The 12760-nt window shown below is 73.2% G+C and carries 12 protein-coding genes; 7 read left to right on the plus strand and 5 right to left on the minus strand.

Annotated elements, in window-relative coordinates; translation table 11 throughout:
• Positions 1–22: 22 nt before the first annotated feature.
• Both LZ604_RS00645 and LZ604_RS00650 read right to left on the minus strand, forming a co-directional pair.
• Positions 23–1519 carry a carboxylesterase/lipase family protein gene (locus LZ604_RS00645; RefSeq protein WP_234511283.1) on the minus strand — a complete coding sequence of 499 codons (1497 nt, stop codon included), beginning with the start codon at positions 1517–1519 and terminating at the stop codon, positions 23–25.
• Positions 1520–1561: 42 nt separating this feature from the next.
• On the minus strand, positions 1562–2209 hold the full coding sequence (locus LZ604_RS00650; RefSeq protein WP_234511286.1) for a TetR/AcrR family transcriptional regulator: 648 nt from the start codon (positions 2207–2209) through the stop codon (positions 1562–1564).
• A gap of 165 nt (positions 2210–2374) precedes the next feature.
• Here LZ604_RS00650 and LZ604_RS35965 point away from each other — a divergent pair, with 165 nt between their 5' ends.
• Together LZ604_RS35965 and LZ604_RS00660 are read left to right on the plus strand one after the other, a co-directional pair.
• Positions 2375–2950 (plus strand): AMP-binding protein, encoded by a 576-nt coding sequence (locus LZ604_RS35965; protein ID WP_308283549.1) that lies wholly within the window; start codon positions 2375–2377, stop codon positions 2948–2950.
• A gap of 150 nt (positions 2951–3100) precedes the next feature.
• Positions 3101–4117: an extracellular catalytic domain type 2 short-chain-length polyhydroxyalkanoate depolymerase gene (locus LZ604_RS00660; RefSeq protein WP_234511288.1), complete on the plus strand. Its 1017-nt coding sequence runs from the start codon at positions 3101–3103 to the stop codon at positions 4115–4117.
• 108 nt (positions 4118–4225) lie between these two features.
• Here LZ604_RS00660 and LZ604_RS00665 read toward each other — a convergent pair whose 3' ends face one another.
• Positions 4226–5401 carry a thiolase C-terminal domain-containing protein gene (locus LZ604_RS00665; protein ID WP_234511290.1) on the minus strand — a complete coding sequence of 392 codons (1176 nt, stop codon included), beginning with the start codon at positions 5399–5401 and terminating at the stop codon, positions 4226–4228.
• A 99-nt stretch (positions 5402–5500) separates the two neighbouring features.
• Between LZ604_RS00665 and LZ604_RS00670 the strand changes: the two genes are divergently transcribed.
• Positions 5501–6676, plus strand: a complete 1176-nt coding sequence (locus tag LZ604_RS00670) for an acyl-CoA dehydrogenase family protein (protein WP_234511292.1) — start codon at positions 5501–5503, stop codon at positions 6674–6676.
• Positions 6673–7146 carry a nitroreductase/quinone reductase family protein gene (locus tag LZ604_RS00675; protein ID WP_234511294.1) on the plus strand — a complete coding sequence of 158 codons (474 nt, stop codon included), beginning with the start codon at positions 6673–6675 and terminating at the stop codon, positions 7144–7146. The genes LZ604_RS00670 and LZ604_RS00675 overlap by 4 nt, the downstream gene beginning before the upstream one ends.
• Positions 7147–7258: 112 nt before the next feature.
• On the opposite strand, the gene LZ604_RS00680 is transcribed toward LZ604_RS00675, so the two are convergent.
• Complete coding sequence (locus LZ604_RS00680; RefSeq protein WP_234511296.1) at positions 7259–7885, minus strand: LysE family translocator; 627 nt, start codon at positions 7883–7885, stop codon at positions 7259–7261.
• A gap of 82 nt (positions 7886–7967) precedes the next feature.
• On the opposite strand from LZ604_RS00680, the gene LZ604_RS00685 reads away from it, so the two are divergent.
• The gene (locus LZ604_RS00685; RefSeq protein WP_234511299.1) at positions 7968–8429 is read left to right on the plus strand and encodes an Lrp/AsnC family transcriptional regulator; all 462 of its coding nucleotides are present in this window, start codon (positions 7968–7970) and stop codon (positions 8427–8429) included.
• 116 nt (positions 8430–8545) lie between these two features.
• On the opposite strand, the gene LZ604_RS00690 is transcribed toward LZ604_RS00685, so the two are convergent.
• Complete coding sequence (locus LZ604_RS00690; protein WP_234511301.1) at positions 8546–9193, minus strand: TetR family transcriptional regulator; 648 nt, start codon at positions 9191–9193, stop codon at positions 8546–8548.
• A gap of 144 nt (positions 9194–9337) precedes the next feature.
• Here LZ604_RS00690 and kbpA point away from each other — a divergent pair, with 144 nt between their 5' ends.
• Positions 9338–10084: an AfsK-binding protein KbpA gene (gene kbpA, locus LZ604_RS00695; protein ID WP_234511303.1), complete on the plus strand. Its 747-nt coding sequence runs from the start codon at positions 9338–9340 to the stop codon at positions 10082–10084.
• Positions 10085–10406: 322 nt separating this feature from the next.
• Positions 10407–12746 (plus strand): serine/threonine-protein kinase, encoded by a 2340-nt coding sequence (locus tag LZ604_RS00700; protein WP_234511306.1) that lies wholly within the window; start codon positions 10407–10409, stop codon positions 12744–12746.
• Positions 12747–12760: the final 14 nt, after the last annotated feature.

Raw genomic sequence — 12760 nt, forward strand, 5'->3', positions numbered from 1 at the left:
GGCGCGCGGACGGGCCGGGGTGTCAGCGCACGCCCTCCCACAGGACCCGCAGGTCGCCGCGGGGATCGTGGGTGATGTCCGGCGAGGCGCCGAACCGACGGACCGCGCGGTCGGGTGCACGGTATGCGGACCAGCCGGGATCGCCCGTGGTGGCGAAGGCGACCCATGCGGCGTGCATGTCGTCGGCGATGTGCTGCGGCCGGGCGTCGCCGAGCAGGGGCGCGAAGCCCGGGTCGGCCAGGTTGTCGAAGACGAAGGGGACTTCGGCCGCATGGCATGCCCCGAGCGCGTCCCCGAACGCCGGGGAGCCCCAGGCGAATTCGTAGACGAACGCGCGGGCGCCTTGGCGGGTCTGGGCTTCGGCCAGGCGCACGGCGGGCAGCCGGTAGAACCAGTCGGTGGCGATCTCGGCGAAGAGCTCGCCCGGCGCCGCGTCGGGGAAGGCCGCACGGTAGGCGGGCACGCCACGGCCGGCAGGCAGACCGTACGCGGTCGCGGCGCGCTCCACGAGGTCGTCGGTCACCAGGCGGTCCAGCCCGGTGGGCACGGTGAACAGACGGAACTCGTCGCGGGTGCAGCCCACCAGGACGTCCACGTCCGCCGCAGCCCCGTCCGCGATCGCTTCGGTGGGTGTGCGGGGCAGGGTGTCCTGGTCGACCACCGGTTCGAAGGGCATCAGGTTGAGAGCCGCCTCGCCCCATAGCGCCCGGTCGGGACGTGCGGAGATCTCGGCCCGCAACTGCTGCTGCGCGGCCTGCAGCCGCCGGGGAGGAACGGCGGCGAGGTCCGCCCGGGTGGGCGGGACGCCCAGCAGCGAGGCCAGCCGGCTCGCGACGAGGGCGGCGGAGCCGGGAGAGAGGGTGTGGTGGGCCGCGCCGCTTTGCAGGACGGCGCGGTGGAACAGCCCCTTGGCCGCGGGCATGGCGAGCAGTGTGCCGATGCTCATGGCACCGGCCGACTGGCCGAAGACGGTGACGCGGTCGGGGTCGCCGCCGAAGGACGCGATGTTGTCGCGGACCCATTCCAGGGCGGCGATCTGGTCCAGAAGGCCCAGGTTGGCCTGTGCGGTGTCGTGGGTTCCGAGGTGGAGGAAGCCCTCGGCGCCCAGACGGTAGTTGAGGGTGACCAGGACGATGCCGTCACGGGCGAACGCCGTGCCGTCGTAGCCGGGGACGGAACCGGAGCCGTTGCCGAAGGCGCCGCCGTGGATCCACACCATGACGGGCAGGCGTCCGGCCGGGCCGGGGGTCCAGATGTTGAGGTTGAGGAAGTCCTCGCCGGGGATGTCCACCTCCGGGATGAGGCGGTCCATCGGGGCGGGGTAGGGGGCCTTGGGGGCGGTGGGGCCGTAGGTACTCGCGTCACGGACGCCGGCCCAGGCGGCCGGCGGCTGTGGGGGTACGAAGCGCAGCGGCCCGGTGGGCGCGGCGGCGTAGGGGATGTTCTTGAAGCAGGCGATGCCCGCGGGGCCGGAGGTGCCGCGGACGGAGCCGTGGCGGGTGGTGAGGACCGGTTGCATGGGCGCTCCTTCACACAGGGCCGGGGGAAAGGTCCCGTGAGCTCAGTGGCCGGCGTGCACGATGCGCAGGGCGAACTGGGCGTACTGGTCGGCGACTTGCTCACGCGTACGGTCGAGCTCGGGGCCGAACCAGTGGGCGACCTGGACGCCGAGGCCGCCGATCGCGGTGACGGCCAGCACAGGATCGTCGATGCTGAACTCGCCGTTGTCCAGGCCGCGTTCGAGGACTTCGGCCAGCAGGCGGCGGCACTCGTCCCGCAGGCGGAGCGAGGGCGCGGCCAGTTCGGGGTCCAGGGCGTGCAGTTCGCCGTTGGTGACGACCGCCAGCAACGGGTAGTCGGTGTGGACCAGCACATGGGCGCGGACCAGGGCGGCCAGCTGCCGGGCGGCACGGTCGTCCCGGGTGCGGGTGGCGGCCTCGCTCAGCCGGGCCCACATCTCCTCATGGCCGATGCGCACCAGCTCCGCCAGCACATGCCCCTTGGAGGGGTAGTGCGCGTACAGGGTCGCGGAGTTGATGCCGACCATGCCCGCGATCTGCCGGATCGAGGCGCCGGCGAAACCGGACTCGGCGAACAGCTGCAGCCCGGCCTCGAGGATCCGCCCGCGCGTGCCGGGCGGCGTGACGCCCTCGGGCAGGACCGCTGCCATGGCGACGACCCGGCGGGGTTCCCATGCGGGAAGGTCCACGGCTGCTCCTGAGGCTCGAAAAGATTCCAACCAATCGATTGGTTGACACCGTAACGCGGAAGCCCGATGGTAGCTCGCAACGATCCGGAAACAACCAATCGATTGGTTGGTAACCCGAGTGTGCCGCCGGCCCCGGCAGCCGCCGCGATTCGAGGGAGCCCTCCCGTGAGCAGTCCCGTCACGAAGCCCGCCGCGTCCGCGAACCTCGCCGCGTTGCTGACAGTGCGGGCGGAGTGCGACCCCGAGAGGGCCGCCCTCCGTCTGGGGGCCTCGTCCCTGCGCTACGGCGCGCAGGCGGACCACTCGGCGCGGATGGCGGCCCTCCTGCGCGCCCACGGGGTCCGCCCCGGCGACCGCGTCGGGCTGACGGCACCCAACGTCCCGGACTTCGCCGTCCTCCACTTCGGGATCCTGGGCGCCGGTGCCGTGGTGGTGCCGGTGAACCCCCTGCTGAAGGCCCGCGAGGTCCACCACTACCTCACCGACTCCGGCGCGGGACTGCTGCTTGCCTTCGAGGGGTCCGCCGCCGAAGGGCGCGGCCGCGGCCGAGAGCTGCGGAACCGGGTGGCTGGCGCTGAGCCGTGCGGGCCTGCCCGAACTGCCGGCGTCCTACGGTCCCCTGTCCGAGCCCGCCGCCCTGCCGAAGGGCCCCACCGGCAAGATCCTCCGCCGCGCCATCACCCTGGCCGACGACGCCGCCGAGCGGTCCGACTGATCCGTGCCACCGGCACGTCCTCCTGATCCATGCCACCGGCACGTCCACGGCTCCCGCGCCGTCCGAAGGCCCGTCGGGCCGGACGGCAAGGGCCCGGTTCCGGCGGTCGCCGCCCCGGGTTCCGGGTCCGCCCGCCCGGGCGGCACCCGCTCTCCCCACCCATCGGAGTGTGCACAATGAGGTTCCGCTCCCTACGCAGAGCCGTCCAGTCCGTCGCCGCCCTCGGCGCCACGGTCGCTCTGGCCGCGGTCGGCCTGGCCACGCCGGCCCAGGCCGCCACCCCGCCCCTGCCCGGACTGAACATCACGGGCACCTATGTCGCCGGTGTCTCCTCCGGCGGCTTCATGGCCACCCAGCTCCAGGTCGCCTATTCAGGCACCTTCGACGGTGCCGGCGTCTACGCCGCCGGGCCGTACGACTGCGGCCAGGGCAAGGTGATCAAGTTCGTCACCTGCGACCTGGGCCTCGGTGCCGACGATCTGGAGCGCCAGGCCCGCGGCTGGGCCGCCGAGGGCCGCATCGACCCGCTCTCCAACCTGGCGGGCAAGCCGGTCTACACGTACCACGGCTACCTCGACCCGGTCGTGAACCCGCTGGTCTCCCGGGCCGGCGTCGATTTCTACGAGGACTTCGGCGCCGACGTCACGTACCACAACTGGGATGCCGCCGGGCACTCCTGGCCCACGCCCGACGGCGTCGTACCCTGCGCGCTCACCCTGCCGCCCTTCCTGAACAACTGCCACAACGACCCGCAGCGCGAGATGCTGACCACCTGGCTGGGCGGCGTCAACCCGCGCAACGCCGGCGCCCCCATGGGCACTCTCAGGTACTTCGACCAGAACGCCTACGCCCCCGGCGGCTCCGCCCGCGCCCTGTCCATGGACACCACCGGGCAGCTCTACGTCCCGCCCGCCTGCGCCCAGGGTGCCGCCTGCAGGCTGGTGGTTGCCCTGCACGGCTGTCTGTCCGCCCAGCAACTGCTCGGCACCGCCTTCGCCGAGAAGGGCAACCTCGACACCTACGCCGACACCAACAACCTCGTCGTCCTCTATCCGCAGGCCGTCTCCAGCGTCTGGCCCGTCAACCCCCAGGGCTGCTGGGACTGGTTCGGCTACACCGGCTCCGACTACGCGGTCAAGAGCGCACCGCAGATGACCGCCATCGTCAACATGGTCCACGCCCTGGGCGCCTGATCCGTCCCGATCCACCGCGCCCGGCCCCGCGCCGCCCGGCCCACCGGCCCCGCGGGACCGGGCCCCTCCCCACGGGCTCGGCACGGCACCGAGGCGCCGCCCTTCGCCTCACCGCCCCAGCACCATCGTCCCCGACGAGCAGAACCAGCCCCCGGTCCCGGAGGCGACGGCCAGCCGGGGCAACTCGCCGTCGTGGCACCGCACTTGCCGGTCCCCGGCCTCCCCGCGCAGCTGCCGTACCGCCTCCACCAGCAGGAACAGCCCCCGCATCCCGGGATGCTGGGCCGAGAGGCCGCCCCCGTCCGTGTTCACCGGCAGCCGCCCGCCGCGCACCAGCAGCCGCCCCTTCCCCACGAAGGCCCCGCCCTCGCCCTTCCCGCAGAACCCGAGGTCCTCCAGCGTCACCAGCGTCATATAGGTGAAGGCGTCGTAGATCTCCGCGAAGTCGATCTCCTCCGGGCGTACGCCCGCCCGCTGGAAGGCGAGACGGCCGCTCACCGCCGCCGGGGAAACGGTGAAGTCGGGCCATTCGGACATGGTCGTGTGCGAGACGTGCTCCCCGGCCCCGAGCACCCACACCGGTGCCGTACGGCAGTCCCGTACCAGTTCCCCGGCGACCAGCAGCACCGCCGCCCCGCCGTCGGACCGTATGCAGCAGTGCAGCTTGGTGAAGGGGTCCGCGATCATCGGGCCGGACAGGACCTCGTCGACGGTGACCGGGGCGCGGAACATCGCCTCCGGGTTCGCGGCCGCGTTCGCCCGTGTCTGCACCGCCACCTCGGCGAGCTGCTCGAGCGTGGTGCCGTACCGGTGCATATGGCGGCGGGCCGCCATCGCGTACTTGGCGATCAGCGTGTGACCGTACGGGGCCTCGAACTGCAAGGGCCCGCGCGTGCCGAAGGACAGCGTGCCGGTGCGGCGGCCGGCCCGTACATCCGCCCGGGCCGTCGAGCCGTAGGCCAGGAGCACCGCCCGCGCGTGGCCCGCCGCGATCGCGTCCGCCGCGTGCGCCGCCATGACCTCCCAGGTGGAACCGCCGACGGACGTGGAGTCGACCCAGGTGGGCCGCAGCCCCAGATACTCGGCGACCTCCGCCGGGGCCAGCGTGCCCAGGCCCGCGGAGGCGAAGCCGTCGATCACCGAGTGGTCCAGCCCGGAGTCGGCCAGGGCGCGGCGGGCGGCCTGGGCGTGCAGGGCGTACGGCGTCGCCTCGTCGAGCCGGCCGCAGTCGGACAGGGCCACCCCGGCGATGGCGGCCTTGGGCCGGCCGGTCACAGCGCTCATGAATCTGACGGTACATCAGATTCTGTGCCGCCGGGCCTGTGCATGCGTACCGGGCCGGCCTAATATGACGGTGCGTCAGACGGAGAGGGGGACCCGCTCATGGACGCCCGCTTCACCGCCGAACAGGACGAGATCCGCCGTACGGTGCGGGACGTGCTCGCGCGGCGCTGCGGGCCGCAGGACGTCCGGGCCGCCGTCGACACGGACACCGGATACGACCCCGCCCTCTGGGATGTCCTCGCCCGCCGGCTCGGCCTGCCCGGGCTAGCGCTCCCCGAGGCCTACGGCGGGTCCGGCTGCACCACCACCGAACTCGCCCTCGCCTGCGAGGAGACGGGACGCTGCCTCGCCCCCTCCCCCCTGCTGTCGACGGCCGTTCTCACCGCACCCCTGCTGCTCGCTCTCGGCACCGACGCCCAGCGCGCCGACCTGCTCCCCGGCATCGCCTCGGGAGAGCTGACCGCCGCCCTCGCCGTGCCCGGGACCGCCCTCGCCACCGCCCTCTGCCTGACCGGTGACAACCGGGGCGCCTGGGCGGGTGGGGGACGCGCGGGCGGGATGCAGGCCCGGCGGGCGGACGGGGCCTGGCGGCTGTACGGGGAGGCCGGGCAGGTGCTCGACGGACACAGCGCCGGGCTGCTGGTCGTCGCCGCGCACACCGGCGGGTTCGCCCGGTCGCGGACCCTTCTGTTCCTGGTGCGGGAGGGCGGGGTGCGGACCAGGGAAACCGCCCTCGACGCGACGCGCCCCCTCGCGCGCATCCAACTGCGCGACGTGGAGGCCGAACTGCTCGGCGAGGACCGCACCGATGTGCCCGGGGCGCTCGCCGCCGTCGGGGACCGCGCCGCCGCCGTCCTCGCCTGCGAAGCCGTCGGGGCCGCCGACCGTGCCCTGGAGACGACCGTCGCATACGTCAAGCGGCGGGAACAGTTCGGGCGGGCGATCGGCTCCTTCCAGGCCGTCAAGCACCGGCTGGCCGATGTGTACGTCCGGGTGCAGGCGGCGCGTTCGGCGGCGTACTACGCGGCCTGGGCCACCGCCCGGGGGGAGCGGGTCGGCGGGCTCGCCCTCGCCCAGGCGCTCGGAACGCTGCGGACCGCGGCCGGAGAGGCGGTCCAGTTGCACGGCGGCATCGGGTTCACCTGGGAGCACGAGGCCCATCTGTACTTCAAGCGGGCGGCCGGGGACGAGCTGCTGTTCGGGTCCGTCCACCGACTGCGGGCACACGCGGCCGACACGGCCCGGCTCTTCGAGGAGAAGGAGGTGGCGGTGTGACGGCCAGAGGGGTGCGGATCGTGCAGAAGGTGTCCTCCGCGCGGGCCTTCGCCAAGGTCGCGCCGCACGTCGTGCCCGCGCTGGACCGTGCGGTGCACCGGATGACCCGGGGGAAGGTGCTGCTCAGCGCGCGGATGCTGCCGGGCGTGATCCTCACCTGCACCGGCGCGAGGAGCGGTCTGGAGCGCCGTACACCCCTGGCGTGCATGCCCGAGCGTGGCGGCAGCTGGATCCTGATCGGCTCCAACTTCGGGCGGCCCGGCCACCCCGCCTGGACCGCCAACCTGCTCGTCCACCCCGACGCGCGGATCAGCTGGAAGGGAGAGGAGATCCCGGTCACGGCCCATCTGCTCTCGGGCCGGGAGCGGGAGGCTGCCTGGAGGGCGGTGCTGGCCTTCTGGCCGCCGTATGCGACCTACCAGGCGCGGGTGGAGCGCGAGATCCGGCTGTTCCGGCTCGTACGGAGCTGAGCGCGCGGTCTGCGCGGCCGCTCGCACGGCCGATGCGGAGCCCGACGCGCGCGGCCCGTCGCGCGGCCGATGCGGAGCCCGGCACGCGGCCCGTCGCGCGGCGTCACGGCGGTCAGAGCGTCGCCAGACGCTCCACCAGCAGAAACGCGCCGATCCCCAGCATCGCGGCACCGCTCGTCCGGGTGACCGCCCGGGCCGCGGCGGGCCGGGCGGCCAGCACGGCGCGGGCCAGTACCCCGACGGTGAGGTACACGGCCGCGCAGCACACCATGTGCCCCAGCCCGAGCACCGCCGTCTGCGCCGCCACCGGCAGCCGCGCGCCCCTGGTGTCCAGGAACTGCGGCAGCACGGAGAGGTAGAGCAACAGGCCCTTGGGGTTGAGGCCGCTGATGCCCGCGCCCCGCAGAAAGACCCGGGCCACGCTCGCGTCCGCCGCCCGGCCCGAGGCCGCGCCCGGGGCGGCGGGGCGGCGCAGCACTCCCCATCCGAGCCGCACCAGGTACCCGGCCCCCGCCACCGTCAGTGCCGTCAGCAGCCCCGGCGACCCCGCCACCACCACCGCGAGCCCCGCCGCCGCCAGTGCCGTGTGCCCCGCGTACCCGGCCACCAGACCGGCGACGGCGGGCACCACCGACCGCCCGCGCAGGCCCGCCGCGATCGCATACGCCCAGTCGGCGCCCGGCACGCAGACCAGCAGCAGGTCCACGGCGAGGAAGGACATCACCGCTCCCGTGTTCATGGTGGTGACATTAGGCGTGAACAGGCCGAAAGTGTTCCCGGATTTTCTCTGTTCTCGTCCCTCGTGAGGGAAGATCTACCTCATGGACACCGTGGACCAGAAAATCCTTGCCGAGCTGCAGCAGGACGGGCGGCTGACCGTGACCGAGCTGGCCGCGCGGGTGCGGCTCAGCGTCTCGCCGTGTCACCGGCGGTTGCGCGAGCTGGAGCGAAGCGGCGCGATCCGCGGCTACCGGGCGCTGGTGGACCCGGCCGCCGTCGGGCTGAACTTCGAGGCGCTGGTCTTCGTCTCGATGCGCCAGGAGGACCGGGACACCGTCGCCGGCTTCGAGCGGGCGCTGAGCGAGGTGGAGCACGTCCTGGAGGCCCAGCGGCTCTTCGGCGACCCCGACTACCTGCTGCGGATCGCCACCGTCGACCTCGCCGCCTTCCAGCGGCTCTACGACGAGCGTCTGGCGACCCTGCCGGGCGTGCAGCGGCTGACGTCCACCTTGGTGATGAAGCACGTGGTGGAGGACCGCCCGCTGCCGCTGACGCGGGCATGAACAGCGGGCGGCGGCCCACCGGAGTGGACCACCGCCCATATGACAGAACGTGCGCCGGAACAGCCGGCCTGGTCAGGGAAAGCTACGACGGTCAGGGAAAAAGATGCGCAGCGGCACTACCTCGTAGGCTTCCTCCCGGTCACTCCCAGGTGCACCAACAGCGCCAGGTTCGGCTTCAGTTCGGCCTGCTTGACGCCCCAGGAGGTGAACCCCTTCTGGTGGGAGGACACGGACGCGAGCATCGCCACGAGCGCGCCGGCCACGGCCGCCGGGCTCACGTCCTTGTCGACCCTCCCCTTGGACTGGAGTTCGGTGATCGAGTCCGCCAGGGAGTTGGTCACGGAGTTCAGGATCTTCATGCGGATCTTGTAGAAGCGCTTGTCACCCTCGGCCGCGCCCAGATCGACCACTCGAAGGATCGCGTCGTGCTTGCGCCAGAACTCCAGGAATCCGTCGACGAGTTCCTGCGCGGACTGCCAGCCCGCCTTGCCTGCCCACGAGCGTCCCTCGAGCAGCCGGGTCAACCCTGCGCCCTCCGCGGCCATTTGCTCGGCGATCTCCAGGACGGCGCCCTCGACGTCCGGGAAGTACTGATAGAAGGTGGCGGGGGACGTCCCGGCCTTCCGGGCGACATCGATGACTTTGACGTCCCGGTAGGGCGACGAGCTGAGCATCTCGCTGAGGCAGTCGAGCAGCTTCTGCCGGGTCGCCTGCCCGCGCCGACCGGCCACACGGCCGTCGACGGTACGCACTTGTCCTGTCATGCCGTCAGCTTACCGAGGGGTGATGGGAGCGCGATTCGGCCGAGTGCAAATGGGGAGTGGAGGGGCTGGTGACTGCTCCTGTGGGCTGTGAGAAGGGAGTACGTACGCCGAGCGCCCCGGGGGAATCCCTTTTAACTTGGCGGCATGGCCGAAAATCTGCCCTCCGGCGGCGCGGGTCCGGACGACACCGCCTTCCCGGAAGGCGTCCCCTGCTGGGTCGACGTCCAGCTGCCGGATGTCGAGGCGGGCAGGCGGTTCTACGGTGCGCTCTTCGGGTGGACCTTCGAGGAGGCGTACGGCTCGACCGTGTGGGCGTGCCTGGACGGCGAACCGGTGGCCGCGCTGGTGCGCAAGCGGGACGGCCGCATGCCCACCGTCTGGACGGTGTACTTCGCGACGCCCGACGCCGCCGCGCTCGCCGAGGGTATCCGGGCGGCCGGCGGCCAGGTCGTCGTCCCGCCCGCCCCCGTGGGCCGTCTCGGCATCATGGCGCTGACCGCGGACCCCGAGGGCGCCGTGTTCGGGCTGTGGCAGGCCGGGACGCACCAGGGCTTCGGCAGGCGGCACGAGCCCGGCACCTTCACATGGTCCGAGCTGTACACGCGGGACACGGCCGCCGCCAACGCCTTCTACACGGGAATCTTCCACGATGCCCTCTTCGGGCCGGGCGCAGTCCCCGACTTCGGGCGCGCGCCGATCGAGGACGTCTTCCCTGCCGAGATGCCTCCCCACTTCCTCGTCCACTTCGGCGTCGAGGACGCCGCGGCGGCGATCGAGGCGGTGGGCCGACTGGGCGGCCGGGTACAGGTACCGCCGTTCGAAGCCTCGTACGGACGAGTGGCGGTGGTCACGGACAATCAGGGGGCGTCCTTCGCGCTGCTCCAGAGGTAGCCGACGCCGCCTCGGCCGCTCCACAGGCCGCCGAGGGCGTTGCGGAGCCACCGCCGGAGGCTGCATTTCGGCGGCGTTTTCGCGACTTTCACGGCACTTCCGGAGTGCTCCGGGCGTTCCACCATGCGGGCGCCCGCTTCCCCGGGAGCGGCCAGGCGTGGTTTTGTCCGGAGACACCCCGATCCGCCCCCGGGTTCGCAACCGGTGGCCCGGACAGGAAGAATCGGGGTGCGTGCCGCCGCGGCGGTGCGGTGGTGAGACGCTGCACGGGGTCGCGTGCACGAGGCGGATGACGCGACCCGTACGGGGAGGTGGCAGGCAAGTGGTGGATCAGCTGACGCAGCACGATCCGCGGCGGATCGGGCCGTTCGAGGTGCTGGGACGGCTGGGTGCCGGCGGCATGGGGCTGGTCTATCTCGCGCGCTCGGCGTCGGGCCGGCGTGTGGCGATCAAGACGGTGCGCACGGAGCTGGCCGAGGACCAGCTGTTCCGGGTGCGCTTCACACGTGAGGTGGAGGCCGCCCGGGCGGTCTCCGGCTTCTACACGGCGGCCGTGGTCGACGCCGACCCGCGCGCGGCCGTGCCGTGGCTCGCCACCGCATATGTGCCCGCGCCCTCCCTCGAGGAGATAGTGACCGAGTGCGGGCCGCTGCCGGCCCAGGCGGTGCGCTGGCTGGCCGCGGGTGTGGCGGAGGCGTTGCAGTCCATCCACGGGGCGGGCCTGGTCCACCGTGACCTCAAGCCGTCGAACGTCCTCGTCGTCGAGGACGGCCCCCGGGTGATCGACTTCGGTATCGCCTCCGGCGTATCGAACACACGTCTGACGATGACGAACGTCGCGGTCGGTACGCCCGCCTACATGTCGCCCGAACAGGCGAAGGACTCGCGCAGCGTGACCGGGGCGAGCGATGTCTTCTCGCTCGGCTCGATGCTCGTCTTCGCGGCCACCGGCCATCCCCCCTTCCACGGCGCCAACCCCGTCGAGACCGTCTTCATGCTGCTGCGCGAGGGCCCGGACCTGTCCGGCCTGCCGGACGAGCTGCGCCCGCTCATCGAGTCCTGCATGCAGATGGAGGCCACCGCCCGCCCCAACCCGGCCGACCTGCAGGCCCAGCTCGCACCCCACCTCTTCGGCTCCGGCTCCGACGACAGCGGTACGGCCTCGGCATGGCTGCCCGAGAAGGCCGTCAGCCTGATCGAGGCCCGCCGCGGCGGGCGCCCGCCGGCCGGCCCGTCCTCCTCCGGCAACCGCAGCGGCGGTGCAGGCGCCGCACGGCCCGCGTTGCCGCCCCCGCCGTCGCACGACCCGGTGCCGATGCCGGTCGGCGCCCCCGACGGCGGACCGGTACGGCTCGCGGGCGCATCGGTGCCGATCGGTCCCGGACCGCGGGTCGCCGACGCCCGCGCGGCCGCCGTGAAGGCCCCTCCCCCCGAGGCGGGCCTCGCCGCGTCCTGGTCCCGGCCGGCCGCCGGGGTCAACGGCGCGGCCGGAGCCGTGCCCGCGATCGCGCCCCCGCCCCCGGAGACGGCCTCCGGCTGGCGCCCGTGGCGCTTCCGCATGTCCAACGACGTCTGGGGCACACCGGCGGTCGCCGACGACCTCGTGTACGTGACCTCCTTCGAAGTGCACGCCCTGGACGTGGCCACGGGCCGTCGCCGCTTCAAGACACGCGACGTCGCCTGGTCGATGGCGGTCGCCGACGGCCGCGTCCACGCCTCGGACGGCCCCACGCTCTTCGCCCTGGACGCCCGCGAGGGCACGGACCTGTGGCGGCTGTCCCTGGACGGCTGGGTGTACTCCCTCAAGGCCGACCGGGGCACGGTCGTCACCGGGACGCGCGGCGGCGGCGTCCAGGCCTGGGAGGCGTCCAACGGGCAGAAGCTGTGGGAGATCGGCGGCGCCCAGACCGACTTCGAGTCACCGGAGGCCGGGCCGGCGGTCCACGACGGCACGGTGTACGTGTGGAAGGACGCCCGGCTGCGGGCCCTTCAGGCCCGTACGGGCGAGGAACGCTGGTCCTACCCGATCGGCGACGCGGCGTCCTGCGGCGGCGTCCCGGTGCGCCTGACGCACGCGTCGGACGGCTGTGTGTACGTCTCGGCCGGCACCCGGGTGCTGGCCGTCGAGGTGGCGACCGGCATGGTGCGCTGGCACTTCGAGGCGCCGGCGGTGTTCCTGTCCCCTCCTGCCTTCGTGCCCGGCCCGGCGGTCACCGGCGGCGGCATCTACCTCGCGGACTACCTCGGCACGGTCTACGCCCTCGACGCGGCGGACGGCCGCGACCGCTGGCGCATCGCGACCGAGTCGCGGGCGGCCGTCGACCCCGTACTGGTCGCCGCGGGACACGTCCACGTCGGCAGCGGCAAGGGCCTGTACACCCTGGACGCGGTCACGGGCACCCCGAAGTGGCGCTTCCAGGCGGGCGGCGACATCGTGGGCACCCCGGCGGTCGCGGAGGGCCGTATCCACTTCGGCTCCACGGACCACCTGCTGTACACGCTGAAGGCCGACGACGGGCGCCTGCGCTGGAAGCTGGCCACGGGCGGGGAGATCACCGGCGCGCCCGTGGTGAAGGACGGCGTGGTGTACGCGTGCAGCAAGGACCGCTGTGTGTACGCGCTGGACGCGGAGAAGGGAACGGGCACGGCGCGCACGGCCTGAGCCGCGCGGGTGTG

The sequence above is a fragment of the Streptomyces glomeratus genome (assembly GCF_021462825.1).
GTDB lineage: Bacteria > Actinomycetota > Actinomycetes > Streptomycetales > Streptomycetaceae > Streptomyces > Streptomyces glomeratus.